Here is a 25,795-nt window from a genome sequence, read left to right on the forward strand (position 1 = left end):
TTAGAACGTCTCGTCAAAGGTCACATTGCCCTCTACAGCCACCTGGTAAGCCGAAACCCGTCTTTCGAAGAAGTTGGCCAGTTCCTGCACGTCCTGCAACTCCATGAACGCGAACGGGTTCGCCGAGCCGTACCGCCGGGGCAGGCCGAGCCGGGCCAGCCGCTGGTCGGCGACGTACTCCAGGTACTGACGCATCTCGGCGACGCCCATGCCCGGCATGCCGTCGCCGCACAGGTCCTCGGCGAAGGCCAGCTCGGCGGCGACCGCCTCCTCCAGCATCTCGGTGACCTGCTTGCCGAGCTCGTCGTCGAACAGCTCCGGCTCCTCGGCCCTGACCGTGTCCACGACGCTGAACGCGAACTCCATGTGCATGGACTCATCCCGGAACACCCAGTTCGTCCCGGTGGCCAGCCCGCCGAGCAGCCCCCGGGAGCGGAACCAGTAGACGTAGGCGAAGGCACCGTAGAAGAACAGCCCCTCGATGCAGGCGGCGAAGCAGATGAGGTTGAGCAGGAACTGCCGGCGCTCCGCCGCGGTCTCCAGCCGTCGCAGGCCGTCGATCGAGTCGATCCACCTGAAGCAGAACTCCGCCTTGTCGCGGATCGACGGGATGTGCTCGATCGCGGCGAACGCCTTGACCCGCTCGTCCGGGTCCGGCAGGTACGTGTCGAGCAACGTCAGGTAGAACTGCACGTGCACGGCCTCCTCGAACAGCTGCCTGCTCAGGTACAGGCGCGCCTCGGGGGCGTTGACGTGCTGGTAGAGGTTGAGCACGAGGTTGTTGGCCACGATGGAGTCGCCGGTCGCGAAGAACGCCACCAGGCGGTTGATCAGGTGCCGCTCCTGCGGCGTCATCTTGGCCAGGTCGGCGAGGTCGGTGTGCAGGTCCACCTCCTCGACGGTCCACGTGTTGCGGATGGCCGCGCGGAACCGCTCGTAGAAGGCGGGGTAGCGCATCGGGCGCAGCGTCAGGTCCATGCCGGGGTCGAGCAACATCACAAGGTTTCCTTCACTGGCAGGCTTCGCAGGTCTCGGGGTTCTCGAGGGAGCAGGCGATCACGTCGGCGACGGGCTGGGCGACCGTCGTCTGGGCGATCCGGGTCGCCGGGCGTGAGCGCAGGTAGTACGTCGTCTTCAGGCCGCTCTTCCAGGCGTAGGCGTACATCGAGGAGAGCTTGCCGATGGTCGGGCTGGCCATGAAGAGGTTGAGCGACTGCGCCTGGTCGACGTACGGCTGCCGCGCCGCGGCCAGGTCGATGAGCGCCTTCTGCGGCAGCTCCCAGGCCGTGCGGTAGAGCAGCTTGAGGTCGTCGGGGATGCCGGGCACCGTCTGCACCGAGCCGTCGGCCCGCTTGATCGCGTCGCGCATCTCCTGCGTCCACAGCCCGCGCGCCCGCAGGTCGGCCACCAGGTAGCGGTTGACCTGGAGGAACTCGCCCGACAACGTCTCGCGCTTGAACACGTTGGACACCTGCGGCTCGATGCACTCGTAGCAGCCGGCGATGGAGGCGATCGTCGCGGTCGGCGCGATGGCGATCATGAGCGAGTTCCGCAGCCCGGTCACGGCGATCTTCTCCCGGAGCGCCTCCCAGCGCGGCGAGCCCACCCCGTAGTGGTCGGGATGCAGCACTCCCCCGGCCGCCCTGGTCTCGTCGTACGACGGGTGCCGGCCGCGCTCGGCCGCCAGGTCGGCCGAGGTGTCGTACGCGGCCAGCGCGATCTCCTCGGCGATCCGGGTGGACAGCTCCAGCGCCCGCGGCGAGTCGAACGGCAGCCGCAGCGTGAAGAACACGTCCGCCAGGCCCATCACGCCGAGCCCCATCGGCCGCCACCGCTTGTTGGCCGCCTCGGCCTCGGGCGTCGGGTAGAAGCCGAGGTCGATGGTGCGGTCGAGGAAGCGCACGGCGGTGCGCACGGTCCGACGCAGCCGCTCCCAGTCGAGGTCACCGCCGTCTAGGTGTCCGGTGAGGTGCGCCGCCAGGTTGACCGAGCCGAGGTTGCACACGGCCGTCTCGGCGTCGCTGGTGACCTCGAGGATCTCGGTGCAGAGGTTCGACAGGTGGATGACGTTCTCGGGGCGGGCGGTCTGGTTGGAGGTGCGGTTGGCGGCGTCCTTGAAGGTCATCCAGCCGTTGCCGGTCTGGGCGAGCGTGCGCATCATCCGGCCGTACAGGGTCCTCGCGGGGATCTGGCGGACGAACCGGCCCTCGGCCTCGTACGCGCGGTAGGCGGCGGTGAACGCCTCGCCGTACAGGTCGGTCAGGTCGGGCACGTCCTTCGGGTCGAAGAGCGACCAGGTCTCGTCGGCCTCGACGCGGCGCATGAACTCGTCGGGCACCCAGTTGGCCAGGTTGAGGTTGTGGGTGCGGCGGGCGTCCTCGCCGGTGTTGTCGCGCAGTTCCAGGAACTCCTCGATGTCGGCGTGCCAGGTCTCCAGGTAGACGCAGGCCGCGCCCTTGCGCCGGCCGCCCTGGTTGACGGCCGCCACGGAGGCGTCGAGCGTGCGCAGCCAGGGGACGATGCCGTTGGACAGGCCGTTCGTGCCCCGGATGAGGGAGCCGCGCGAGCGCACCCGGGTCCAGGAGACGCCGATGCCGCCGGCGTACTTGGACAGGCGGGCGACCTGGCCGTAGCGGTCGTAGATGGCCTCCAGCTCGTCGCGCGGCGAGTCGAGCAGGAAGCAGGACGACAGCTGCGGGCGGCGCGCCCCCGAGTTGAACAGCGTCGGCGAGCTCGGCAGGTACGACAGCGTCGACATCAGCGCGTACAGCTCGGCGGCCTCGGCGACCGTCTCCGACAGCCCGCAGGCCACCCGCAGGAAGAAGTGCTGCGGCCGCTCCAGCACCCGCCGGGTCTGCGGATGGCGCAGCAGGTAGCGGTCGTAGACGGTGCGCAGCCCGAAGTACTCGAACCGGTCGTCCGCCTCCTGCGAGATCAGCGCGTCCAGCTCGGCCGCGTGCGCGGCCACGAACTCCGCGAGCCCGTCCTGGATCAGCCCGGCCGCGTGGGTGGCCGCGATGGACTCCGAGAACGACCGCACGCCGTGCGCCGCGGTCTCCTCGGCGATCTCCTCGGCCAGCAGCCGGGCGGCGACCCGGGAGTTGGCCGGGTCGGCGATCACCCGGGCGGCGGCCTCCTCGATGGCCAGGCGGCGGTCAACCCCAACGATCTGAGTCACGTGCTCTTTCTCCTCGCGAAGTCATCCCCGTGAGGGCATGCCGGAGCACCGCGACACCGGAGCACCCGGCCGCGTCACGCCCTCAGCCCACCCTCGAGGCCCTGAACATTGCCTCCGGGCACGCGGCCCGGAGCCGCTGGCAGGTCTTCGGGCTCGCGGGCGTGCTCCATGGCGCCTACTGGCCGTCGCTTCCCGGATCCGCTCCAGTGCACATGACGGCGGTCGTTCCCGCTCACCGCTGCGGGGCAGCCCCGGAATCACACCGGGTTCCCTTTTGCTCCGCCTCCAGGGGAGGCGAACCAGCGACGACGAGGATCCTACATCTAGTGGCCGTTCCCGCAACTACCCCAGCATGTTGTGGCTCGGGTGGAGTTGATCAGTCCAAGATCGCGCAGTACGGCGCGTGTGCGGGCGACCTCGGAGCCGAGCCAGCGCTCGAAGTCGTCGCCGACGAGCGGCAGCGACAACCAGCCGGCCGCCCGGCAGGCCGCCTGCCAGCCGGGTGTCCAGAGCACGTCGTCGCACATGCGCAGCGCCTGCTCGCGGCTCTCCTCGCCCATGCCGTCGGGCCCGAAGGCGGCCACCCAGTTGGTGAAATCGACCCGTACGCCGGACTCCAGCAGGGTCGGCGCGTCGAGGCCGGGGAGCCGCTGCGCGGACGACACGGCCAGGGCCCGCACCCGGCCCCTGCCGAGGTTGAACCGCCACTGCGACAGCGGCCCGGCCGCGGCCACGGCCTTGCCGGCCAGCAGCGCGGTGGCGGCCTCGGTGCCACTGGGGTAGCCGGTGTAGGTGACCTGGCGGGTGTCGGCGCCGAGGCCCTTGGCGATCAGGCCGAAGAGCAGGTGGTCGGGCTCGCCCTGCGGCCCGCCGGTCACCGGCGTCTGGTCCGGCTGGGCGAGCAGGTGGGCGCCGAAGTCGTGGAAGTCCTTCAGGTGGGAGGCGGCGGGCACGACGACGACCTCGACCTCGCCGCTGAGCCTGGCGAGGGGCGTGGTGACGCCGGCCAGGCCCTGGCCGTCGTTGAGCTCGGCGGCGCACAGCGCGGGCAGGCCGACCACGGTGATGGGGGTGCCGGCGCCGGTCCGGAACCCGGCCGAGCGGGCCACGCCGCCGAACGCCCGGGCGACGTGCGCCCACTGCTGCCCGCCGGGATTGACCGAGAACGCCGTACGCAGGGCCGCCGCGCCGTTGGAGGCGCGCTCCGTGCCGCATCCGGCCGCGGCCGCTATCGCGCCGAGCCCACAGGCGATGAACCGCCTGCGGGGCATGCGCGTGTGTCGCGAACCGTCCATTACCCATGGTTATTAACCCATTACGCATGGCTGTACACCCGGGCCCTGGTCAACACTCAGAATCGCTATTCTTGGCGATTTTTCGTGATATTTGGGTTTACTCGGCTTTCTTCCCGACACCGGCCATGAGGGAGGACGGCAGCGACCAGTCGCCGACCAGTTTGGGCCGGTCCGGACGCCAGTCGGTGGCCTGGACGAGCCCGGGCGGCTCCAGCGGGAAGTCGCCGAAGAACGCGCGGATCTCGGCCGGCGTCCGGTCGGCCCCGCCCCCGCCGGAGGCCCGGCGGGGGCGCTCGGGGCGTTCGCGTTCCTGGGCGCGCGCCACCGTCGTGGTACGCGTCGTGGTCCGCGTCGTGGTCCGCGTCGTCACGTGGGAGATCACCAGGAACCCGCCCGGCGCCATGCGCTCCCGCAGCACCGCGACCGCCCCCAGCGGGTCGGCGGAGTCGGGCAGGAAGTGCAGGATCGACACCAGCAGCACGCCGACCGGCTCGTCCAGGTCGAGGAACTCCCCGGCCCTGGCCAGCACGTCCTCCGGATCGAGCAGGTCGGCCAGGACGAACCTGGCCGACTCCGTCCGGCCCGGCCCGGGGCGCCGGAGCAGGCCCTGCGCGTGCTCGGCGACCACCGGATCGTTGTCGACGTAGACGACCCGGGCCTCGGGCGCGACCTCGTGCGCGCTGCCCTGGGTCGGCAGCCCGCTGCCGAGGTCGAGGAACTGCCGGACTCCGGCGCGGGCCACGTAGCGTACGGCACGCTGCAGGAAGGCCCGGTTCGCGCGGGCCAGCGGGACCGCCTCCGGGATCAGCTCGGCGAGCTGATCGATGGCCTGGCGATCGACCGCGTAGTTGTCCTTCCCGCCGAGCATGTAGTCGTACATGCGGGCGGGATGAGGCCGCTGCTGATCGAACTGCCGCACATATCGAATTTATGTCGTCAGCAGCGGAATAACACTACCCTGGGATGATTGTTGCTGAAATAGAGTTAATTACTCAACTGTAACGCTCTTGGCTAGATTGCGCGGCTTGTCCACGTCGCGGCCGAGCGCCACCGCGGCGTAGTACGCGAAGAGCTGCAGCGGGATCGTCAGCAGGATCGGGTCGAGCTCGATCTCGTTCTTCGGGATGACGATCGCGTCGTCGGCCAGCTTGGCGGAGGGCTCGCGGTGACCGACCATGAGCACCTGCCCACCGCGGGCGCGGATCTCGCCGAGCGTGGTGAGGTTCTTGTCGAGCAGTTCGTCGTCGGGGACGATCGCGACCGTCGGCATGTCCGGGCCGATCAGCGCGAGCGGCCCGTGCTTGAGCTCGCTCGCCGGATACGCCTCGGCGTGCACGTACGAGATCTCCTTGAGCTTCTGGGCGCCCTCGCGGGCGACCGGGTAGCCGCGCACGCGGCCGACGAACATCATGCCCGCATGGCCTGCGTACTTCTTGGCGAGTTCGGCGATCTTGTCGCTCTGGGCGAGGATCTCCCCGATCTGCCCGGGCAGCCGGCGCAGGCCCTCCACGATGCGCCGCCCGTCGGCGGGCGACAGGTCGCGCACCCGTCCGAGGTGCAGCGCGAGCAGCGCGAACGCCACCGCGGTCGAGGTGAACGCCTTGGTCGAGGCCACCGAGACCTCGGGGCCCGCGTGCAGGTAGATGCCGCCGTCGACCTCGCGGGCGATGGCGCTGCCGACCGCGTTGACGATGCCGATGACCCGGCCGCCCTTGCGCTTGAGCTCCTGCACGGCGGCGAGCGTGTCGTAGGTCTCCCCCGACTGGCTGATGGCGACGTAGAGCGTGTCGGGGTCGACGACCGGGTTGCGGTAGCGGAACTCGCTGGCCGGCTCGGCGTCGGACGGGATGCGCGCCAGCTCCTCGATGAGCTGCGCCCCGATCTGCCCCGAGTAGTACGCCGACCCGCAGCCGATGATCTTCACCCGGCGGAACGAGCGGGTCTCGCGGGCGTCCATGTTGAGCCCGCCGAGGTGGGCGACGTGGAACCGCTCGTCGAGCCGGCCGCTCATGGTGCGGGTGACCGTCTCGGGCTGCTCGGAGATCTCCTTGAGCAGGTAGTGCTCGTAGCCGCCGGTGTCGTAGTGGCCGGCGTCCCAGTCGACGGTCAGCGGCTCCTTGGCCGTCTCGCGGGCGTCGCTGGCGAAGGTGTGGAAGCCGTCGGCCTTGAGCACGGCCAGCTCGCCGTCCTCCAGGTGCACGACCTGGCGGGTGTAGCGGACGAGGGCGGCCACGTCGGAGGCGGCGAACATCTCCTTCTCGCCGATGCCGAGCACGATCGGGCTGCCGTTGCGCGCCACTACCACCTCGCCGGGCCGCTCGGCGTCGATGACGGCGATGCCGTACGTGCCGACGACGCTCTTGAGGGTCTTCCTGACCGCCTCCTCCAGCGTCTCGTTCTCGTCGGCCGCGTGGGCGATCAGGTGGGCGAGCACCTCGGTGTCGGTCTCGGAGGCGAACACCACGCCGTCGGCCTCCAGCTTGGCGCGCAGCTCGGCGGCGTTCTCGATGATGCCGTTGTGCACGACCGCGATGCGCTCGTCGGCGGACAGGTGAGGGTGGGCGTTGACGTCACTCGGGACGCCGTGCGTGGCCCATCGGGTGTGGCCGATGCCGAGGCCGCCCTTGAACCGGGCCGGGACCACCTTGGCCAGGTCGGCCACCCTGCCCTTGACCTTGCGTACCTTCAGGCCCTTGTTGGACACCACGACACCGGCCGAGTCGTAGCCCCGGTACTCGAGCCGCTGCAGGCCCTCCAGCAGGATGGGCGCGGCGTCCTTGGGGCCGACATAGGCCACGATTCCGCACATCGGGTCTCCTCTATCCGTAGATGATCCGGCGTAGTTGTCTGAGCGACAGCTCGGGGGCGGCCACCCGGCGCGCACCTAATTCGGCGGCGATCCTCGGGAAGATCTCGTCGTTGGTGAAGCCGTGCCGCTTCAACTCCCCGTGACGGCGACGGACGAACTCTTCGGCGGTCTCGGAGAAGTACGCCAGCACGTCGGCCACCACACGAGCCGCCTCCCCCTCGCCGAGCGGCGTCGTGCTCGTGAGGTGGGCGACGAGATCTTCGTACGGATGCCGGGCCGCAGACACAGACGAGGACCTTACGGCTCTGGATCGAGACACGGCAACATTCTGCCCGAAATCGGGCAGGATTAACGCTGAACGGCGTCCGGCGAGATGGCGAGGGATTCTCCGGTCATACCCCCACAAACCGGGGCAAAGCACCCGATCTTCTTCGAGTCACATCCGTAACATCCGCCCCGTCTGACACATCCTTTTCCGGGGAACGGTTACGGAGCGTAGTCATACTGTGACGTTCCTGGGGGAGATGTTCATGCAGCTCTGGCTCGCCGCCGTCCTGGCGGCCGGCGTACTCACCGCACCCGCCGAGGCCGAACGGCGGGACTCCGGCGCGCGGTCCCCCGCGGGCGCCGCGCGCGCCGAAGGGCGGCAGGCCGACTTCGCCGCCGCCGCCCGCGAGTACGGGGTGCCGGAGAGCGTGCTGCTCGGCGTCGCGTACCTGGAGTCGCGGTGGGACGCCAACGGCGGGCGGCCCAGCACGGCCGGCGGCTACGGCCCGATGCACCTGGTGGACGCGTTCCCCGCCGAGGTCACCGACGGGATCGGCGACGCCCACGGCGACCCGCGCGGCGACGACGCCCGTCCGATGACGATCACGCCCGGCGGACCGCCGCCCTCCTCCGCGATGCGCATCGCGGCGCCCTCCCACCGCACCACGCTGCCCGAGGCGAGCCGGCTGACCGGCGTGACGCCCGCCCGCCTGCGCGACGACCCGTCCGCGAACATCCGTGCCGGCGCCGCCCTGCTCGCCTCCTACCAGCGGCGCCCCAGCTCCGACCCGTCCGACTGGTACGACGCCGTGGCGAAGTACGCGGGCACCGACGACCCCGACGCCTCCCGGGCGTTCGCCGACGAGGTCTACTCGGTGATGCGCGAGGGGGTGGAGCGCCGCACCGACGACGGCCACCTCGTCCGGCTCGACCCCGTGCCCGGCCTGCCCGGCGGCGAACCGGCGGAGGAGGACTGGTGGGCCGGGGAGACCGCCGACCACGGCCGGGCGCCCGAGGCCGGCAGCCCCCGGTCGGCCGCGGGGACGAAGGGCGGGGGCACGAAGGCCGCGGGCGGCAGGGCCGAGTGCCCGTCATCGCTCGACTGCGAGTGGATGCCGGCCGCGTACAAGCGGTGGGGCAAGAAGGGCGATCGTGACTACGGCAACCACGACCGGCTGATCCGCGAGCGCGAGATCGACTACATCGTCGTCCACGACACCGAGGGCACCTACCAGGGCATCCCGTCGATGGTGCGCAACCCGAAGTACGTGAGCTGGCACTACACGATCCGCTCCCGTGACGGACATGTCGCCCAGCACGTGCCGACGAAGGACATCGCCTGGCACGCGGGCAACTGGGACGTCAACACCCGGTCGATCGGCATCGAGCACGAGGGCTACCTGGCCAAGGGCGGGACCTGGTACACCGAGGCGATGTACCGGTCGTCGGCCAGGCTGGTGAAATACCTGGCCGACAAGTACGACATCCCGCTCGACCGGGCCCACATCCTCGGCCACGACAACGTGCCCGGCACGACGCCGGACACCGTCGCCGGCATGCACGAGGACCCCGGGCCCTACTGGGACTGGGCCCACTACTTCGACCTCATGGGCAAGCCGTTCCGGGCGGCCAAGGGCGGCGACTCCGTCCTCATCCGGCCGTCGTACAACTCCCACCGGCCGCGCTTCACCGGCTGCGTGAGCGGCGACGCCGCGAAACGCTGCCCCCCGCACGGGGCCTCCACGGTGTGGCTGCACAAGTCGCCCAGCCACAGGGCCCCCCTCGTGCTCGACATCGGCAAGCGCGGCGGCAGGCCGAGCACGTACAGCGTGTACGACCACAGCGCCCGCGCCTCCACCGGCCAGCGTTTCGCGGTCGCCGAGCGGCGGGGCGACTGGACGGCCATCTGGTATCTCGGCCAGAAGGCGTGGTTCCACAACCCGGCGAGCAAGCCGACCGCCGTCCCCGCCAGGGGCCCGATGATCACGCCGTTGTCGGCGGACGTGAAGGTGTACGGGCGCGCGTATCCGGAGCGGTCGGCGTACACCAGCGCCGCCTACCAGCGGCTGACGCCGCTGAAGTACCGGATCGCGCCCGGTCAGCGCTACACCGTGGGCGACACCGTCACCGGTTCCTACTACGCCGCGAACGCGTTCAATCCCGCCAGGCACGTCACCACCGCCGGCACCACCCGCTACCACCAGATCCAGCTGGGCCATCGGGTGATGTTCGTCATGGCGAAGGACGTGCGATTGATCCGCTGAATTCGGCCGCCGCCGGACGCTCTGTGCGCACGGGCACTCCCGGGAGACGATATGGTTTTCCCGTGGCCCGGCGCACGAGCGTCCGGGGCGTCACGCGGAAGTGGCTCAGGGGTAGAGCATCACCTTGCCAAGGTGAGGGTCGCGGGTTCGAATCCCGTCTTCCGCTCGGAGCACGACTCCTGGTGGAGTGGCCGAGAGGCGAGGCAGCGGCCTGCAAAGCCGTCTACACGGGTTCAAATCCCGTCTCCACCTCGGCGACCATCGGACCCTCCGGGATCCGGTAAAGTAAGAACAGCGCCATGCGGAAGTGGCTCAGGGGTAGAGCATCACCTTGCCAAGGTGAGGGTCGCGGGTTCGAATCCCGTCTTCCGCTCTGAGGAACAACTCCATACGGACGATTAGCTCAGCGGGAGAGCGCTTCCCTGACACGGAAGAGGTCACTGGTTCAATCCCAGTATCGTCCACCACCTGACAAAGCCCCAGCGTTGGCGTCCACCAGCGGCTGGGGCTTTGTCGTCGTTGCGGTCCCTATCCGAAAATCCTTCGCGCCGCCGGGACTTTGCGGCTTCTTAGGCGACGGGCCGCGATGGTCACGCAGACCCCAAGAAGAGATTTTAGGAAGTTATGAAACGACGTCAGGCCGGTTGGCGTGGCGCCTGAGACTTCTGTTCGCTTACATTGCTCCCCTATCAGTCCGTAGATCTTCGCGGGGAGGGAGCAACAGTGAATGACGTGGTCTACGTCCTGGTGACGCTATGCGTCGCTGCGATCGCGGGCGTGGTCTGTGGACTCGCGGTCGGCGTGATGGGCGCCCATCCTCTGGAGGCCTTCAAGACGGGTGGCGTGGCGTTCTGCGGCCTCGCCACCATCGGGCTCTCCATCCTCACCATCCTGCGCAAGAGGGCTTGACCCTCGAACATGGCGAAAGCGATGGCAATCGAGCGAATATGACCGATTTGCGAAACTCCCCACCCGAAAACACCAGCAGCCCTCACCGGTGATCCGGTGAGGGCTTCGATCAGGGGCGGACGACGGCTCCGGGAAATCGTTCCCCGTCGAGACGGCTCGCGCCATGTGAAAGGTCCCCTCCCTCCCCCGTGCGCGTAATTCCCTTGCCCGTTGTGGCGTCCACTCTCCCCTCGCCATGCGTTCGACACCTGGGGGGTGGCGCGGGTGGATCTGAAGACGGACGCGCGCAACGAGCGTTCCCGCGCGGCGATCGCGAAGACGGGAGCGCGGTTCGAGGGCGTGCTGCGGAACTGGTCGCAGTCGTGGGCTCCCGGCGAGGAGGGCCGGCTGCGTGATTCCGCGATGTTCTCGATCATCGCGCGGGAGTGGCCGGAATGCCGGTCGCGGCTGGAGGCACGGCTGCGGCGCGGCTGACGGCGTCAGGGCCAGGTGGTGGCCTCGGACTCGAAGAGCCCGGGGTCGCTCTCGACAGGGAGAACGCCCATCAGGTGGCCTCCCGGTGCGCGCAGGATGCGGCACTCCTGCCAGCGCGTCACCTCGCGCGCGCCCAGCGCGACCAGGCGGCGGGTCTCGGCCCCGACGTCGTCGGTCTCGATGTCCACGTGGAAGCGGGGGGCGTCGTCGCCGACCGCCTGCACGGCGACCGCGAGGCCGGGGAAGGCGCCGTGCAGGGAGACGAACTGCTCGTAGCCGGGCAGCGGACGGGCGGTCGCGCCGAGCGCCGCCGACCAGAAGGCCGCCGCCGCGTCGGCCTCGGCTGACGGGGTGTCGATGAGGAGGGCGTACAGGCGGCTGCGATGCACGACGATCACCCTAACCGGGCAACTTTCCGCTGGCTACCTACCTAATGATGACTCCCGGCGAATTGTCGCCTTGTGAGAAGTTTTGGTGGCTCTGTGTGCATACACGGTTTCGGTACGGGTAGCGCCGTGGCATTGGCTCCTCGGAGGAGGAAACCGTGGACATCAACATCGGCCAAGCACTTACGGACGTACTCCGGCAAATAGCGACGTTCGTTCCGAAGCTGGTCGCGTTCCTGGTGATTCTCGTCATCGGGTGGATCGTGGCCAAACTGCTGGCCAAGATCGTCAACAAAGTGCTCGAACGGGTCGGTTTCGACCGGGCCGTCGAGCGCAGTGGCGTGCGGCGCATGCTGGAGCGCAGCAAGTACGACGCCAGCGACCTGCTCGCCAAGATCGTTTACTACGCCATCCTGCTGGTCACCCTGCAGATTGCGTTCAGCGTCTTCGGGCCCAACCCGATCTCGGCGCTGCTGACCGGCGTGGTGGCCTGGCTGCCCAGGGCCATCGTCGCCATCGTGATCATCGTGGTGGCCGGTGCCGTGGCCAAGGGCGTGCACGACATCGTGAGCGGAATGCTCGGCGGCCTGTCGTACGGGCGTTGGCTGGCGGCCGCGGCTTCGGTGTTCATCTGGGCGCTCGGCATCATCGCCGCGCTGAACCAGATCGGCGTGGCCACGACGGTCACGACGCCGGTGCTCGTCACGGTGCTCGCCACGGTCGGCGCGATCGCGGCGATCGGCGTCGGGGGCGGCCTCATCCGGCCGATGCAGCAGCGCTGGGAGCGCTGGCTGGGGCGGATGGAGCAGGAGGCCCCGCAGGCCAGGGCGCACGCGGAGGCGTACCAGCGAGGGCGTGAGGACGCCCGCGCGATGGCGGCGGAGGAGACGACTCCCATCCGGACGACTCCCCCGACCGGCACGTCCGGGCCTGCCACCGGAACGTCCGGTCCCACGACCGGCGGCGGCTCCACTCGTTCGGACATGCCTCCGGGCTGACCCGGCGGCTCACGACAGGAAGGACCGGCGCCCCGGCCCACGGCCCGCACCACCAGGCGGGACCGGCCGGGGCGCCGCCGTGTGCGGCGGGTCCGTCAGGCGGTGCGGCCCTCGTCGAGGAGGCCGAGCTCGCGGGTCAGGTAACAGACGGCGGTCAGGCGCAGGGACGGCGCGTCGGGCTCGCCGGTGAAGGACCAGCCGAGGTGCCGCAGCTCGTCCAGGAAGCCCAGCAGGTAGTCGCCCAGGGTCTCGCGGTCGAGCGGGATCGCGTCACGGAGCCAGGCCGCGTGCTGGTCCACCGCGGCCACCAGACCCGGGTCGCCGGCCATCCGCTGGAGCTGGGCGTCGCCGAGGGCGTTCATCAGCCAGCGCAGGGGCGAAGTCGCCCATCCCTCCTCAAAGACCACCAAACAATGCTAAAGCACTTCCCAAGGACAGCAGCCCTTTCAGGGCAGCCCGACGTAGTTCTCGGCGAGGGTGGTCGCGGCCGCCTCCGACGAGGTGACGTAGTCGAGGTACGACAGCTGGAGCCGGCGGGCGTACGCGTCGTCGTCGTCGAACGTGTGCAGCAGCGTCGTCATCCACCACGAGAAGTGCTGCGCCCGCCACACCCGCTTGAGGCAGGCCTGCGAGTAGCCGTCGAGCAGGTCGGTCGAGCCGTGCTCGAAGTAGGCGGCGAGCGCGTCGGTGAGCACCCGCACGTCGGCGACGGCCAGGTTGAGCCCCTTGGCGCCAGTGGGCGGCACGATGTGGGCGGCGTCTCCGGCGAGGTAGAGCCGGCCGTACTGCATCGGCTCGGCCACGAAGGCCCGCATGGGCGTGATGCCGCGCTCCACGATCTCGCCGGTGGCCAGGGTGAAGCCGGGCACGCTTTCCAGCCGGGTCCTCAGCTCGTCCCAGATCCGCTCGTCCGGCCAGTCCTCCAGCCGGGCGTCGGCCGGGACCTGCAGGTAGAAGCGGCTGACGGAGGGCGAGCGCATGCTGTGCAGGGCGAAGCCGCGCTCGGTCCTGGTGTAGATCAGCTCCTCGGAGGACGGCGCCACCTTGGCCAGGATGCCGAGCCAGGCGAACGGATAGTCCTTCTCGAAGACGGTCAGCACGCCCTCGGGAATCGCCGGCCTGGACACGCCGTGGAACCCGTCGCAGCCGGCGATCACGTCGCAGTCGAGCCGCTCGCCGCCGAACGTCACGTACGGCTCCGACTCCAGCGCGTGCAGCGCGACGTCCTCGACCTCGAAGCGGATGTCGCCGCCCGCCGCGAGCCTGGCGGCGATCAGGTCCTTGACCACCTCCTGCTGGCCGTACACGGTGATGGACCTGCCCGGGACGAGCTTCTCGAACGGGATGCGGTGGCCCGCGCCGCCGTACCGGAGCTCGATGCCGTGGTGCGGCAGGCCCTCGCGCGACATCCGCTCGCCGACGCCGGCCTCGATCAGCGTGTCCACCGTGCCCTGCTCCAGCACGCCGGCCCGCACGCGCCGCTCGACGTAGTCGCGGCTGCGCTTCTCCAGCACCACGGAGGAGATGCCGCGCAGGTGGAGCAGATGGGACAGGAGCAGGCCGGCGGGACCCGCTCCGATGATCGCTACCTGAGTTCGCATGAAGGAAGCATCCTGCTTCCAGCGGCCTCCCGCCGAGTCGAGGCTTCCACTGAGTGGAAGGATGAGGCTCATGGCAGGTGGATCGCAGGAGCCGGGACGGTCGGTGACGTCCAAGGTGCTGGCGCTGCTGGGGGCGTTCGACGCGGCGCACCCCCGGCTCACGCTGACCGAGCTGGCGCGGCGCAGCGGCGTGCCGCTGAGCACGGCGCACCGGCTGGTCGGCGAGCTGGAGCGGTGGCAGGCGCTCGGCCGCGACCCCGACGGGCGGCTGCGGATCGGGCTGCGGCTGTGGGAGCTGGGACAGCTCGCGCCCAACCGGGTGCGGGAGTTCGGCCATCCGTGGCTGCAGGAGCTGTTCGCCTCGACCGGCGAGAACGTGCACCTCGCGGTCCGGGACGGCCTGGAGGTGCTCTACGTCGACAAGGTGTACGGCAGGCGGGCGGTGCCGATCGTCTCGCGGACCGGCGCCCGGCTGCCGATGCACCCGACGGGCGTGGGCAAGGCGCTGCTGGCGTTCGAGCCGGAGTGGTTCGTCAGGTCGTACCTGGCCCGCAAGCTCGAACGCCCCACCCCGCACACGATCACCGAGCCCGGGCGGCTGGCCAGGGAGCTGGCGGCGGTGCGGGCTCAGGGGTACGCGCTGACGTACGAGGAGATGACGCTCGGGTCGTGCTCGGCGGCGGCGCCGGTCCTGGCCGGCGGGCGGCCGGTGGCGGCGCTCGGCATCGTGGTCTCCTCGCGGCGCGCCCGCGAGCTGCCGCGTCTGGTGGAGCCGCTGCTCAGCGCCGCCGCGGGCATCGCGGCGGCGTACGTCAGTCCCCCAGCTTCTGGATCCGGTCCCTGAACAGCGTGGTCGCGATCGCGGCCCGGTGCGGCTGGCCCTTCAGGAACGCCTGGGCGAAGCTCTTGGCCTGGTCGTAGGAGACCTTGCCGGGCATGGGCGGCTCGTTCGGGTTGACGTCGATGTCCACCAGCGCCGGGCCGTCGTGGGCCAGTGCCTCGCTGATCGCCGTCGTCACCTCGCCGGCCTTCGTGACCTTGGCCCCGTACCCGCCGCACGAGCGGGCCCAGGCCGAGAAGTCGGCCTCGGGGGCGGCGTACCGGACGCCGTGCTCGGGGTAGCCGAGCACCATCTGCTCCCACAGGATCTGGCCGAGCGAGTTGTTGTTGTTGATCACCACCTTGACCGGCAACCGCTGCTGGACGGCGGTGAGGAACTCGGCCATGAGCATCGAGAAGCCGCCGTCCCCGACGTAGGCGATGACCTGGCGGCCAGGGAAGGCGTGCTGGATGGCGATGGCGTACGGCAGGCCGTTGGCCATCGAGGCGAGCGTGCCGGACAGGTAGAAACGGCGGTCGCCGCGGATCGTCCAGTGGCGTGCGGCCCAGGTGGCGATGGTGCCGCTGTCGCAGGTCAGGATGGCGTCGTCGGCGGCGAGGTCGTCGAGGACGGACGCGGCGTACTGGGGGGCGATGGGGTCGCGGTCGGGGTTCTCCAGGGAGTCCATGTCGGACCGCCACTTAGCCATCATTTTCTGATATTTCGTCAGATGGGCGTTTCCGTTCTGCCGCTTCAGCAGCGGCAGCAGCGCCCGCAGCCCCTCCTTGGCGTCGCACACCACCGGCACGTCGGTCGGCACGCGGGCCCCGGCCCGCGTCGGGTCCGCCTCGAACTGCACCACCCGTGTCCGGCCCGGGTCGGGGAGGAACTTCGAGTACGGGAAGTTCGTGCCCACCATGAACAGCACGTCGGTCTCGTCCATCAGCTCCTCGCTCGGCCGCGTGCCGAGCAGCCCGATCCCCCCGGTCGTGTACGGCGAGTCGTCCGGGATGACCGCCTTGCCGGGCAAGGTCTTGACCACGGGCGCCCCGAGCGCCTCGGCCACCGCGAGCACCTCGTCGCGGGCGTGCAGCGCGCCCTGCCCGACCAGCATGGCCGGCCGCTCGGCCTTGTTGAGCACCTCGGCCGCCCACTCCAGGTCCTCCTGCCGGGGGATGCCGGACGGCTGCAGGAACACCGGCGACGTCTGCGGCACCCGGGCCGGGGCCACGTGCTCGTAAGGGTCGGCCCCGGCCTCGGCCACCTGGATGTCGTTCGGCAGCGTCAGGTGGGAGACGCCGCGGCGGGCGTACGACGTCCTGATCGCCAGGTCCACCAGGGAGGGCAGCTGTCCCGGGTTGCTGATCATCATGTTGTACTCGGCCACGTCGGCGAACAGCTTGTCCAGGTGGACCTCCTGCTGGTAGCCGGTGCCCAGCACGGACGTCTCCTGCATGCCGGTGATGGCGAGCACGGGGACGTGGTCGAGCTTGGCGTCGTAGAGGCCGTTGAGCAGGTGGATGCCGCCGGGGCCCGAGGTGGCCAGGCAGACGCCGACGCGGCCGGTGGCCTTGGCGTAACCGGTGGCCATGAAGGCCGCGGCCTCCTCGTGGTGGACGAGGACGAAACGCACCCGGTCACGGTGGCGCCGCAGGCCCTCCATGATGCCGTTGATGCCGTCGCCCGGCAGGCCGAAGACCGTGTCGACCCCCCACGCCGCAAGCCGTTCGATCAGGGATTCCGATGCGATGCGAGCCATGCGTGCCGCCCTACCCCTGAGGGCCGCGCTCAGACGCTAGGCCCAGATTCGTTGACATTTCCAAAAATTGGCGGGTAGGGGGCCCGTATGCGCATTTTGGTCACGGGAGCCACCGGCACGCTGGGCTCGGCCATGGTCCCCGCGCTGCTGCGGGCGGGTCATGAGGTACGGGCGCTGAGCCGTTCCCGGCGGGACGGCAGCGGGAACGTCGACTGGAGGTGGGGCGACCTCATCTCGGGCGACGGCGTCGCGGAGGCCGTACGGGACGTGGACGCCATCGCCCACCTGGCCACGAGCGGCCGCAAGGGACGCGGCGCCGTGGACATCCCCGGCACCCGCACGCTGGCGATCCTGGCCCGCGAGGCCGGGGTGCCGCACCTGTTGCTGACCTCGGTCGTCGGCGCCGACCGGGCGCCCCACGGCTACCTGAAGCACAAGCTGGAGGCCGAGGGCGTGGTCGCCGCGAGCGGCCTCGGCTGGACGATCCTGCGCGCCACCCCGTTCCACCAGTGGCTGCACGCCAGGCTGCGCGGCTACCGGTCGCTGCCCGTGCTGCCGGTGGACCGCTCGCTGCGCTGGCAGCCGGTGCACACCGGCGAGGTCGCCGCGCGCGTGGCCGAGTTGCTCGCCGCCGGCCCGACCGGCACGGCGGTCGACTTCGGCGGACCGCAGGTGATCGACACCGGCGAGCTGGTCGGCACGTGGCTGCGAGCGGAGGGCCTGCGCCGTCTCTGCCCGTCCGTCCGCTACCCCGGCCGTCTGCACGCCGCCCAGCGCGCCGGCGCCCTGCTCACCGACGCCATGCCCAAGGGCGGGATCACCTGGCACGACTATCTGCTGCCGCGACCCGCCCCCGCGCTCGACGACGACTTCGCCTCCGAGCACACCGCCTCGCCCACCAGCCCGGCCACGCAGCCGGAGAACGACCCTGACCTGCACGTATACGGCGGCGACGAAGGGTACGAGCGTCCGACACGAAGCTAGGCCGGTGTCCCGTTTTGTTACACTTCGTCCACTTGTTGGAGCCCCAGGCGCTACTAGACAATGTGTTCGGTGAACCAAGGCATCCCGCTGACCTCCGACTTCGCCAACGGCGACGTCTCCTTCTGGTACCGGCAGATCGGCCTGCCCGCCCGGCGGCCGTCCCTGCCCGGGCCGCGTGACTACGACGTCGCCATCGTCGGCGGCGGCTACACCGGCCTGTGGACCGCGTACTACCTCAAGCAGGCCGACCCCGGCCTGCGCGTCGCGATCCTGGAGAAGGAGTTCGCCGGGTTCGGCGCGTCAGGGCGCAACGGCGGCTGGTTGTCCGCCGAGTTCGCCGGGTCGCGTAAGCGGCACGCCAAGGCGCGCGGCCGGCAGGCGATGATCGACCTGCAGCACGCGATGTTCCGTTCGGTGGACGAGGTCATCGCGGTGGCCCAGGCGGAGGGCATCGACGCCGACATCCACAAGGGCGGCCTGCTGCACGTCGCGACGAACCCCGCCCAGCGGCGGCGCCTGCGCGCGGGCGTGGCCGACCTGCGCGCCTGGGGGTACGGCGAGCAGGACATGCGGCTGCTCGACCGGGACGAGCAGCAGGAGCGGCTGCAGGTGGCCGGGGCGCTGGAGGCGTCGTACTCGCCGCACGGCGCCCGCATCCAGCCGGCCAAGCTGGCCGTCGGGCTGGCGCGGGCGGTGGCCGGGATGGGCGTCGACATCTTCGAGGACACGACCGTGACGGCGATCCTGCCCCGCTCGGGCAGCGCCAAGGCCACGGCCGTCACCCCGCGCGGCGCCGTCTCGGCCGAGTACGTCATCCGCGCCACCGAGGGCTTCACCGCCGGCCTGGCCGGGCAGCACCGGCAGTGGCTGCCGATGAACAGCTCGATGATCGTCACCGAGCCGCTGCCCGCCGAGGTGTGGAAGCACATCGGCTGGCAGGGCAACGAGCTGCTGGAGGACAACGCGCACGCGTACGTCTACGCGCAGCGGACGGCCGACGACCGGATCGCGATCGGCGGCCGGGGCGTGCCGTACCGGTTCGGGTCGCGCACGGACCGGCGGGGGGCCACGCAGCGGCAGACGGTGGCGTTGTTGTGGCGCATGCTCGTCAAGCTCTTCCCCGCGGCGGCCGACGTGCGGGTGCAGCACGCGTGGTGCGGGGTGCTCGGGGTGCCGCGCGACTGGTGCTCGACCGTGCACCTCGACCACGCCAGCGGGCTCGGCTGGGCGGGCGGCTACGTGGGCAGCGGCGTCACCACGACGAACCTGGCCGGGCGCACGCTGCGCGACCTCGTGCTGCGCCGCGACACCCCGCTGACCGGGCTGCCGTGGGTCGGGCGGCAGGTGCGGCAGTGGGAGCCCGAGCCGCTGCGCTGGACGGGCGTGCAGCTGATCTACGCGCTCTACCGGGCCGCCGACCGGCGCGAGAACGAACGCGGCACCAGGACCTCGGCCTACGCACACCTGGCCGACCTGATCTCCGGCCGATGAACGCCGCCCACCTGCCCCGACCGTGAACCACGTCCTCCGGACCCGGCCGTGAGCGGCATCGCCCCGGTCCGCCGGGGCCGGCCCTGGGCGGTGGGTCAGCCTCGCCAGGGGTCGTAGTCGACTTCGAGCGGCTCCTGCGGGGGCCGTTCGGCCTCCGGAACGTGCTGGAGGTTGACGCGGATGCGATACCACAGGCTGCTGCGCCCGCGCATGCCGTCGACCAGCACGTCGGCGGGCTCCAGGCGGGCGGCGACCTCGGGATGGCGGGCCTTCCACCGCTCGAACCCGGCCATCGCCTCGTCCTTGTGCTCGGCTCTGGCGATCTCGATGAGCGGCTTGGTCTGCTGCCTGCGCCCGGCGCCCTTGGGCGGCTTGGGCGCGGGCCCGAGCTCCTCGGCCAGCTCCAGGAGGCCGTCGAGGCCGCCCGGGTGGAGATCCATGTCCTCCCACGGGTCGCCGGTCTCGGCCAGGCGCTTGGGCACGGTCTCGATGGTGAACGCCTCCGGCCGGCACCCGGGCACCTCGTCCCAGGTCAGCGGGGTGGACACGCGGGCGTCGGGCACGGCGCGCACGGAGTAGGCGGAGGCCACGGTGCGGTCGTAGGCGTTCTGGTTGAAGTCGACGAAGACGCCGTGGCGCTCCTCCTTCCACCACCGGCTGGTGGCCAGGTCGGGCGCGCGCCGCTCGACCTCGCGGGCCACGGTCTCGGCCGCCTTGCGCACCTTCGCGTACGGCCAGCGCCGCTCGATGCGGGCGTAGACGTGGAAGCCGCGCGAGCCGGACGTCTTGGGCCAGGCGACCAGGCCGTGGTCGGCGAGCACCTCGCGGGCGACCTGGGCGGTGGCGAGCACGTCCGCCCACGGGACGCCCGGCACCGGGTCGAGGTCGATGCGCAGTTCGTCGGGCCTGGCGAGGTCGTCGGCGCGCACCGGGTGGGGGTTGAGGTCGACGCAGTTGAGGTTGATCACCCACAGCAGCTGGGCCAGGTCGGTGCAGACGACCTCCTGCGCGCTGAGGCCCGAGCGGTATTTCAGCTCGGCCACCTCGATCCAGTCGGGCCGCTTGGCCGGGGCCCGCTTCTGGAAGAACGGCTCGTCGTCGATGCCGTGCGGGAACCGCTTGAGCACCATCGGCCGCCCGTGGACGCCGCGCAGCGCCGCCTCGCCGACGGCCTGGTAGAACCGGACCAGGTCGAGCTTGGTGTGGCCGCTCTGCGGGAAGACGACCTTGTCGGGGCTGGTGATGCGCACCTCGCGGCCGGCGACCTCGATGTCAGGCATACGGTCACGATACGTGGCCCCACCGACAACCCCCGGCCCCCGCGCCACGCCGATCCCCGCTCCGCCGTGCCTGGGCGAAGCGGCCGTGTGCCGTAAAGGTCAGACGTCGTCGAAGTCGCAGCGTAGAGCGGCCCCGTAAGGGGCGAACGTCGTCGGGCGCGGGGCCCGTAAAGGGTGAGACGCCATCGAAGCGGCCGTGTGAGGCCCGCCCCGTAAAGGGTCAGGCGTCGTCGAAGCGGCCGTGGCGGCCGGCGCCGCGGGCGAAGCGGGCGGCGCCCTCCATGGCGTCGGGCAGCGACAGCAGGCCGTGGCGCAGTTCGTTCCGCATCGCCTCGGCCTCGGTCAGCTCCTCCTGCTCCAGCGCCGACATGCGGTCGCCGCGCAGGCACAGCTGCGGGAAACGGGCGATCTCGCGCGCCAGCTTCTCGGCGTGCCGCCGCGCGGTGCCGTTCGGGACGAGCCGGTTGGCCAGCCCCCACGCGTACGCCTCGGGGGCCGCGACGGCGCGGCCGGTGAGGATCATGTCCATCGCCCGGGACGCGCCGACGAGCCGCGGCAGCCGTACGGTGCCGCCGTCGATGAGCGGCACGCCCCACCTGCGGCAGAAGACACCGAACACCGCGTCCTCCTCGGCCACCCGCAGGTCGCACCAGAGGGCCAGCTCAAGGCCGCCCGCCACGGCGTGGCCGGCGACGGCGGCGATGACCGGCTTGCCGAGGCGCATCCGGGTCGGGCCCATCGGGCCGTCGCCCTCCTCGCCGACGTGGTTGTCGAGCGCCTTGAGGTCGGCGCCCGCGCAGAACGTGCCGCCCGCGCCCCACAACACCGCCACGGCGGCGTCGGACGCCTCGAAGGCGCGGAAGGCGTCGGCGAGCGCCTCGGCCGTCTTGCGGTCGACCGCGTTGCGGGCCTCCGGCCGGCTGATCACGACGGTGGTGACGGGTCCTTCGCGCTCGACACGTACGGTCATGCGGCCCTCCTCGGGGAAACGTGCCGAGCGTACATTCGCCCGCCGGGCCCGGCCAGCAGCGCTCCGTCGATTTGTCGTCCGGCCCTGGTAGAGATTCGGCCATCACCTGACCCCTCGAAGAACAGGCGTTCCGATGACATCTGTCGCGTCACCTCCCCCGGCGGAGGCCTGACATGGGCGTTCTCGACGGCCTTCCGGCCGGGCTCCGCGGGTGGCTCGACGAGCTCGACCCAGCGACGCTGGAGGCGTTCCGTGAGCTCGACGAGACGTACGTCCCCGTGGGGTCCTACGTCTTCCCCGACGACACCGCGCTGGGGAGGCGGGCGCGAAGGTGGCGCGACGCCGAGTGGCGGACCATGGGGTTGTGGACGCAACTGCGCCTGCGCACGACGGACGGCAGTCCGCTGGTGCAGTCGGTGCCGATGGCGGTGGCACGGCGCAGGCTGCGGTGGACGCCGCAGGAGCTGCGCCTGCTGTGGGCCACGACGCTCGGGGCACCCGAAAGCCGGCGGCGCACCGACTTCCTCTACCGGATCCCGGTCTCCGCGGTCCAACACCTGCCGCCGGGTGAGCGCGAACCGGTGCTGGCGCTGCTGCGGCAGGCCCAGCGGGAGCTCGACGGCACGCCTTACGCCTCCTCCTGGCAGGCCAAGCGGGTGCTGGACGGCCTGCTGACCGAGCACCCGACCGGCGACCCCGCCGACGCCGCGCGTTCCCTCGTCCCCGAGGGCGACGCCTTCGCCGCACTGGTGCGCGAGGAGTACGGCCGCCGTCTCGGCGACCCGGCGTCGCTGCCGCTCGCGCGGCACTGGGTCACCGCGACGACCGGCAACCCGTCCGCCAAGTGGACGGCGCGGGCCGCGGAGCTGCTCACGCCCGGCGCCGCCGCCCTGATCAAGGACGTGCTCGGCCGGCTCCCGGCGCACCGCGAGACGGTCGTGCTCCAACGCTACGGCGGCTACGAGCGCCGGGTCGTCACCTACCTCGACGAGCGCACGGCCGTGCTGCTGCGCGGCATGCTCTGGACCCTCGACCTGGTCGACGAGCCCTGGGTGGTGCCGCTGCTGGGCGACATCGCCCTGGCCGCCGGCACCGGTGTCGGCGGGTCGGGCGCCGACTCCCGCAGCGAGCTGGTGGCCAACGCCGCGATCGGCGGGCTGGCCCGGCGCGGCGGCCTGGAGGTGGTCGCTCACCTCGCCCGCGTCCAGGCGAAGGTCCGCAAGAAGAGCATCCTGTCCAGGGTCTCCCGGACGCTCGACGCGGTGGCCGAGCGGACCGGCCTCTCCCCCGAGCAGCTGCTGGAGCGTACGGTGCCCACGTCGGGCTCGGTCCCGACGACGCCCGCACCGAGCACGGCCTGCGGCTGTCCCTCGACGGCACGATCACCTACGGCACGCGCAAGACCGTCCCGAAGGCCGTCCGCGAGGCGCACAAGGAGTTGCTCGCCGAGCTGAGGGCGACGGCGAAGGAGCTGCGGAAGACGCTGCCCGCCGAGCGGTTCCGCGTCGAGCGGGCCCTGGCCACCGGGCGGGTCTGGGAGTGGCACGAGGTGTGCGCGTTCTACCTCGACCATCCGGTCACCGGGGCGTTCGGCCGTGCGCTGATCTGGCAGGTCGCCGGCGGGCCCGCCGGGCTGCCCGTGCGGGCGGGCGACGCGTGGGAGCTCGCCGGGCCCGACGGCGGGCGCGTCCGGCCCGGTCCTGACGCGGCGGTCACGCTGTGGCATCCGATCGCGCACACCGCCGAGGAGGTGCGCGCCTGGCGCGACCACCTGATGGCGTCGGGCCTGCGCCAGCCGTTCAAGCAGGCCTTCCGCGAGGTCTACCTGCTCACCCCCGCCGAGGAGGAGACGCACGACCACTCGCTCCGCTTCGCGAACCACCTGCTCCGCTACGGCCAGGCCAAGGCCCTGCTGACCGGCCGCGGCTGGACGGGCCTGTCGCTGGGCCACTGGGACGCCGCCGGCGGGTCGTCGCAGGCCGAGGCCGTCAGGGAGCTTCCCGGCGGGCTCCGCGCGACCTGGTCGTTCTTTCTGGACGAGCACTCCTTCGAACGCGACGGCTACGGCGCCACCGCCTCCGTCTGCGTGAGCGACGCGCTTCGCTTCCTGCCGGCCGGCGGGCGGCCGGTGCCGCTGCGCGAGGTGCCGCCGCTCGTCCTGTCGGAGACGCTGCGCGACGCCGACCTGGCCGTCGGCGTCACCTCCACCGGTCTCGACCCGGCGGGCCACGGCGCCTACTGGGAGTCGTACGGCTTCGGTGATCTCGGTGAGAGTGCTCGGGTGCGGCGTGACGCGGTGGCCCGGCTGCTGCTCCGCCTGTCCATCGCCGACCGGTGCGAGCTGAGCGACCGGTTCCTCGTCGTCCGGGGCGACCTGCGCACGTACAAGATCCATCTGGGCTCCGGCAACATCCTCATGGAGCCCGACGACGCCTACCTGTGCATCGTCCCCGGCCCCGGCCGTGACCAGGTGTTCCTGCCCTTCGAGGAGGACGGCGGCCTGCTCTCGGTCATCCTGTCGAAGGCGTTCCTGCTGGCCGCCGACACCGCCATCGGCGACCCGACGATCACCCGGCAGATCCGGGGATGAGCGGCCCCGCGGTTCTGTCGGTGGCGTCCGGCATGATCTCGCTCGTCGGCTCTCCCCCCACTTCCCCCAGGAGCAGAACGTGCCCGATGTGACGACCGGCGCCGAGGAGCGTTCCGAGGCCACCCGCCTGGTGTACGACATGGGCACGCTCCTGCCGGCGGCCTACCGGCGCGGCCGCGAGCGGGACAACACCAGCTCGGCGAGGTTCGGGCAGCCGCTGTTCACACCCGACGCCTGCGTCGACCTGTTCCACGCGCTGGCGGAGGGGCTGGAGAAACGGCGCGGGGCCGACCTGTGCCTGGGGGCCGGGGCGCTGGTGCGCTGTCCCGAGGGGGCGCCGCCGGAGCGGCTGGCCGATCCGGCCCGCGCGCTGGTGCGGTTCGTGCTCGGCCAGGAGCGGCTGTCCCACCCGTTCTCGCTGCTGGCGGCGGCCGGGCTCGCCGGGCTCGACGCCGAGGTGGCCGAGCGGGTCCGCGACGGGCGCGGGCCGATCGCGGTCGCCGAGGTGGAGCTGCTGCTCGGCTGGGACGCGACGCGGCGGGCGCTGTTCGCCGAGTGCGCCGAGGAGCGGATGTTCCACGGGTTCCCGTCGCTGCCCGGTGCCATGGAACGGCTCGGCGACGTGCCCGGTTACGCCGAGTTCGCCCGGGCGACCCTGGAGGCCGCCGAGGCGCGCCTGACCGCGATCCACGCCGGGGAGATCCCCTACCGCGCCGACAAGGCGTTCGAGGCCGCCGATAAGTCCACCATCGGCCTGGCCGCCAGGGTGGCGCTCCTGCGTGACGAGCCATGGCTGCCCGAGCTGCTCGACGCGCTGCTGCGCAAGGTCGTGGTGGCGCCGACCCAGGCGAAGACGCTGCCGTCGCAGGGCGTGCTGTTCGCGATCGCCCACGCGGTGGAGGCGTACCCGACGCCCGAGGCCATCGCGGCGCTGCGGGCGGCGCGGTCGGCGACCCGGCACGGCGGGGTGCCCAAGCAGCTCGACCGCATACTCAAGCGCGTCGAGGCGGCGCTGGCCAACCGGCTCGAGGTGGCCTTCCGGGTGCCCGACGGGCGGGTGCGGCGGCAGCTCGGCGAGCACACTGCGGTGATCTCCACCGAGGGCGAGGTCGAGCTGTCGTGGTGGCACGGCGACAAGCGGCTGAAGGCGGTCCCGGCGGCGGTCAGGCGTGAGCACGGCGACGAGGTCAAGCGGCTGCGCGAGCTGGCCAAGCAGGTCAGGCAGCAGCAGGCCACCCTCGTCAGGGCGCTGGAGGCCGGCTACGCGAGCGACGTCACGCCGCCCTACCACCAGCTCGCCGGCCAGCCGGCGGCCGAGCGGCTGATCTGGGAGTTCGAGGTCTCGCCCGGGCAGTGGCGCAGCGAGCTGGGGCTCGGCGTGCCCGACGGGCCGGTGCGGCTGTGGCATCCGGCCCGCGCCTCGGTGGAGGAGGTGAACGCCTGGCGCGAGGCCGTGCAGGGCAAGGAGCTGCGCCAGCCGTTCAAGCAGGCCTTCCGCGAGGTCTACCTGCTGACGCCGGCCGAGGAGGCGACCGAGGTCCACTCCAACCGGTTCGCGGGGCACGTGGTCGACTACCCCAGGCTGTACGCGCTGTTCAAGCAACGCGGCTGGCAGGCCGACTACGTCGGGCCGTGGGACGGCGGCGGCGAGGGGGAGGCCAAGCGCGTCATGGCGGGCCTTTCTCTTATACACATCTCCGAGCCCACGAGACTAGCGCTC

General features: G+C 71.4%; 22 protein-coding genes, 4 tRNA genes and 1 riboswitch. Of the genes, 14 read left to right on the plus strand and 12 right to left on the minus strand.

What is annotated here, in order from left to right; all coding sequences use genetic code 11:
- The 6 genes from C1J01_RS11215 to C1J01_RS11240 all read right to left on the minus strand — a co-directional run bounded on the left by C1J01_RS11215 (position 1) and on the right by C1J01_RS11240 (position 7,568).
- Positions 1–996, minus strand: a complete 996-nt coding sequence (locus tag C1J01_RS11215; RefSeq protein WP_111178872.1) for a ribonucleotide-diphosphate reductase subunit beta — start codon at positions 994–996, stop codon at positions 1–3.
- Positions 997–1,009: 13 nt separating this feature from the next.
- Positions 1,010–3,178, minus strand: coding sequence for a ribonucleoside-diphosphate reductase subunit alpha (locus tag C1J01_RS11220; RefSeq protein WP_111178873.1), 2,169 nt, complete (start codon positions 3,176–3,178; stop codon positions 1,010–1,012).
- 121 nt (positions 3,179–3,299) lie between these two features.
- Positions 3,300–3,497, minus strand: a riboswitch (cobalamin riboswitch).
- Between the two features lie 4 nt (positions 3,498–3,501).
- On the minus strand, positions 3,502–4,473 hold the full coding sequence (locus C1J01_RS11225) for a Bug family tripartite tricarboxylate transporter substrate binding protein (protein WP_111178874.1): 972 nt from the start codon (positions 4,471–4,473) through the stop codon (positions 3,502–3,504).
- 97 nt (positions 4,474–4,570) lie between these two features.
- Complete coding sequence (locus tag C1J01_RS11230; RefSeq protein ID WP_235854377.1) at positions 4,571–5,392, minus strand: SAM-dependent methyltransferase; 822 nt, start codon at positions 5,390–5,392, stop codon at positions 4,571–4,573.
- 69 nt (positions 5,393–5,461) lie between these two features.
- A complete protein-coding gene (glmS, locus tag C1J01_RS11235; RefSeq protein WP_111178875.1) occupies positions 5,462–7,282 on the minus strand; it encodes a glutamine--fructose-6-phosphate transaminase (isomerizing) in 1,821 nt (606 codons plus the stop codon).
- Between the two features lie 10 nt (positions 7,283–7,292).
- Complete coding sequence (locus tag C1J01_RS11240) at positions 7,293–7,568, minus strand: hypothetical protein (RefSeq protein WP_111178876.1); 276 nt, start codon at positions 7,566–7,568, stop codon at positions 7,293–7,295.
- 220 nt (positions 7,569–7,788) lie between these two features.
- On the opposite strand from C1J01_RS11240, the gene C1J01_RS11245 reads away from it, so the two are divergent.
- The 7 genes from C1J01_RS11245 to C1J01_RS11270 all read left to right on the plus strand — a co-directional run bounded on the left by C1J01_RS11245 (position 7,789) and on the right by C1J01_RS11270 (position 11,196).
- Positions 7,789–9,813, plus strand: coding sequence for an N-acetylmuramoyl-L-alanine amidase (locus C1J01_RS11245; protein WP_235854378.1), 2,025 nt, complete (start codon positions 7,789–7,791; stop codon positions 9,811–9,813).
- Between the two features lie 94 nt (positions 9,814–9,907).
- Positions 9,908–9,979, plus strand: a tRNA-Gly gene (locus C1J01_RS11250).
- A gap of 15 nt (positions 9,980–9,994) precedes the next feature.
- Positions 9,995–10,065, plus strand: a tRNA-Cys gene (locus C1J01_RS11255).
- A 49-nt stretch (positions 10,066–10,114) separates the two neighbouring features.
- Positions 10,115–10,186 (plus strand) — tRNA-Gly (locus C1J01_RS11260).
- Positions 10,187–10,205: 19 nt separating this feature from the next.
- Positions 10,206–10,280: transfer RNA gene (locus tag C1J01_RS11265), tRNA-Val, on the plus strand.
- Positions 10,281–10,536: 256 nt separating this feature from the next.
- Positions 10,537–10,722 carry a hypothetical protein gene (locus C1J01_RS49065; protein WP_146615555.1) on the plus strand — a complete coding sequence of 62 codons (186 nt, stop codon included), beginning with the start codon at positions 10,537–10,539 and terminating at the stop codon, positions 10,720–10,722.
- Between the two features lie 264 nt (positions 10,723–10,986).
- Positions 10,987–11,196, plus strand: coding sequence for a GNAT family N-acetyltransferase (locus C1J01_RS11270; RefSeq protein ID WP_220039853.1), 210 nt, complete (start codon positions 10,987–10,989; stop codon positions 11,194–11,196).
- A gap of 5 nt (positions 11,197–11,201) precedes the next feature.
- Here C1J01_RS11270 and C1J01_RS11275 read toward each other — a convergent pair whose 3' ends face one another.
- Positions 11,202–11,585: a VOC family protein gene (locus tag C1J01_RS11275; protein ID WP_111178890.1), complete on the minus strand. Its 384-nt coding sequence runs from the start codon at positions 11,583–11,585 to the stop codon at positions 11,202–11,204.
- A gap of 161 nt (positions 11,586–11,746) precedes the next feature.
- Here C1J01_RS11275 and C1J01_RS11280 point away from each other — a divergent pair, with 161 nt between their 5' ends.
- Positions 11,747–12,580: a mechanosensitive ion channel family protein gene (locus C1J01_RS11280; RefSeq protein ID WP_111178891.1), complete on the plus strand. Its 834-nt coding sequence runs from the start codon at positions 11,747–11,749 to the stop codon at positions 12,578–12,580.
- A 95-nt stretch (positions 12,581–12,675) separates the two neighbouring features.
- On the opposite strand, the gene C1J01_RS11285 is transcribed toward C1J01_RS11280, so the two are convergent.
- Together C1J01_RS11285 and pobA are read right to left on the minus strand one after the other, a co-directional pair.
- Positions 12,676–12,987, minus strand: coding sequence for a DUF6401 family natural product biosynthesis protein (locus tag C1J01_RS11285; RefSeq protein ID WP_181448696.1), 312 nt, complete (start codon positions 12,985–12,987; stop codon positions 12,676–12,678).
- 39 nt (positions 12,988–13,026) lie between these two features.
- Positions 13,027–14,181: a 4-hydroxybenzoate 3-monooxygenase gene (pobA, locus tag C1J01_RS11290; protein ID WP_111178878.1), complete on the minus strand. Its 1,155-nt coding sequence runs from the start codon at positions 14,179–14,181 to the stop codon at positions 13,027–13,029.
- A gap of 70 nt (positions 14,182–14,251) precedes the next feature.
- On the opposite strand from pobA, the gene C1J01_RS11295 reads away from it, so the two are divergent.
- Positions 14,252–15,025, plus strand: coding sequence for an IclR family transcriptional regulator (locus C1J01_RS11295; RefSeq protein WP_111178879.1), 774 nt, complete (start codon positions 14,252–14,254; stop codon positions 15,023–15,025).
- Here the strand turns inward: C1J01_RS11295 and C1J01_RS11300 are convergent.
- Positions 14,994–16,760, minus strand: coding sequence for a thiamine pyrophosphate-dependent enzyme (locus C1J01_RS11300; RefSeq protein ID WP_111178880.1), 1,767 nt, complete (start codon positions 16,758–16,760; stop codon positions 14,994–14,996). The two genes, C1J01_RS11295 and C1J01_RS11300, sit on opposite strands and share 32 nt — an antisense overlap.
- An 87-nt stretch (positions 16,761–16,847) precedes the next feature.
- On the opposite strand from C1J01_RS11300, the gene C1J01_RS11305 reads away from it, so the two are divergent.
- Together C1J01_RS11305 and C1J01_RS11310 are read left to right on the plus strand one after the other, a co-directional pair.
- Complete coding sequence (locus C1J01_RS11305) at positions 16,848–17,744, plus strand: SDR family oxidoreductase (RefSeq protein WP_111178881.1); 897 nt, start codon at positions 16,848–16,850, stop codon at positions 17,742–17,744.
- Positions 17,745–17,804: 60 nt separating this feature from the next.
- Positions 17,805–19,235, plus strand: a complete 1,431-nt coding sequence (locus C1J01_RS11310) for an NAD(P)/FAD-dependent oxidoreductase (protein ID WP_111178882.1) — start codon at positions 17,805–17,807, stop codon at positions 19,233–19,235.
- Between the two features lie 95 nt (positions 19,236–19,330).
- Here C1J01_RS11310 and ligD read toward each other — a convergent pair whose 3' ends face one another.
- A complete protein-coding gene (ligD, locus tag C1J01_RS11315; RefSeq protein WP_111178883.1) occupies positions 19,331–20,515 on the minus strand; it encodes a non-homologous end-joining DNA ligase in 1,185 nt (394 codons plus the stop codon).
- Between the two features lie 220 nt (positions 20,516–20,735).
- The gene (locus tag C1J01_RS11320) at positions 20,736–21,485 is read right to left on the minus strand and encodes a crotonase/enoyl-CoA hydratase family protein (RefSeq protein ID WP_111178884.1); all 750 of its coding nucleotides are present in this window, start codon (positions 21,483–21,485) and stop codon (positions 20,736–20,738) included.
- A 173-nt stretch (positions 21,486–21,658) separates the two neighbouring features.
- On the opposite strand from C1J01_RS11320, the gene C1J01_RS52025 reads away from it, so the two are divergent.
- From C1J01_RS52025 to C1J01_RS11335, 3 genes are all read left to right on the plus strand, one after another.
- The gene (locus C1J01_RS52025; protein WP_146615556.1) at positions 21,659–22,939 is read left to right on the plus strand and encodes a hypothetical protein; all 1,281 of its coding nucleotides are present in this window, start codon (positions 21,659–21,661) and stop codon (positions 22,937–22,939) included.
- On the plus strand, positions 22,924–24,075 hold the full coding sequence (locus tag C1J01_RS11330; RefSeq protein WP_146615557.1) for a DUF4132 domain-containing protein: 1,152 nt from the start codon (positions 22,924–22,926) through the stop codon (positions 24,073–24,075). Before C1J01_RS52025 ends, C1J01_RS11330 begins: the two co-directional genes overlap by 16 nt.
- A gap of 79 nt (positions 24,076–24,154) precedes the next feature.
- The coding region (locus tag C1J01_RS11335) for a DUF4132 domain-containing protein (protein ID WP_146615558.1) at positions 24,155–25,795 on the plus strand (1,641 nt) is incomplete at its 3' end.

The sequence above is a fragment of the Nonomuraea aridisoli genome, assembly GCF_003236395.1.
GTDB lineage: Bacteria > Actinomycetota > Actinomycetes > Streptosporangiales > Streptosporangiaceae > Nonomuraea > Nonomuraea aridisoli.

Coding starts and splice junctions, on each gene's coding strand:
- C1J01_RS11215 (WP_111178872.1), bottom strand. CDS start 996: ATGTTGCTCGACCCCGGCATGGACCTGACGCTGCGCCCGATGCGCTAC.
- glmS (WP_111178875.1), bottom strand. CDS start 7,282: ATGTGCGGAATCGTGGCCTATGTCGGCCCCAAGGACGCCGCGCCCATC.
- C1J01_RS52025 (WP_146615556.1), top strand. CDS start 21,659: ATGGGCGTTCTCGACGGCCTTCCGGCCGGGCTCCGCGGGTGGCTCGAC.
- C1J01_RS11295 (WP_111178879.1), top strand. CDS start 14,252: ATGGCAGGTGGATCGCAGGAGCCGGGACGGTCGGTGACGTCCAAGGTG.
- C1J01_RS11310 (WP_111178882.1), top strand. CDS start 17,805: ATGTGTTCGGTGAACCAAGGCATCCCGCTGACCTCCGACTTCGCCAAC.
- ligD (WP_111178883.1), bottom strand. CDS start 20,515: ATGCCTGACATCGAGGTCGCCGGCCGCGAGGTGCGCATCACCAGCCCC.
- C1J01_RS11225 (WP_111178874.1), bottom strand. CDS start 4,473: ATGGACGGTTCGCGACACACGCGCATGCCCCGCAGGCGGTTCATCGCC.
- C1J01_RS11300 (WP_111178880.1), bottom strand. CDS start 16,760: ATGGCTCGCATCGCATCGGAATCCCTGATCGAACGGCTTGCGGCGTGG.
- C1J01_RS11320 (WP_111178884.1), bottom strand. CDS start 21,485: ATGACCGTACGTGTCGAGCGCGAAGGACCCGTCACCACCGTCGTGATC.
- pobA (WP_111178878.1), bottom strand. CDS start 14,181: ATGCGAACTCAGGTAGCGATCATCGGAGCGGGTCCCGCCGGCCTGCTC.
- C1J01_RS11305 (WP_111178881.1), top strand. CDS start 16,848: ATGCGCATTTTGGTCACGGGAGCCACCGGCACGCTGGGCTCGGCCATG.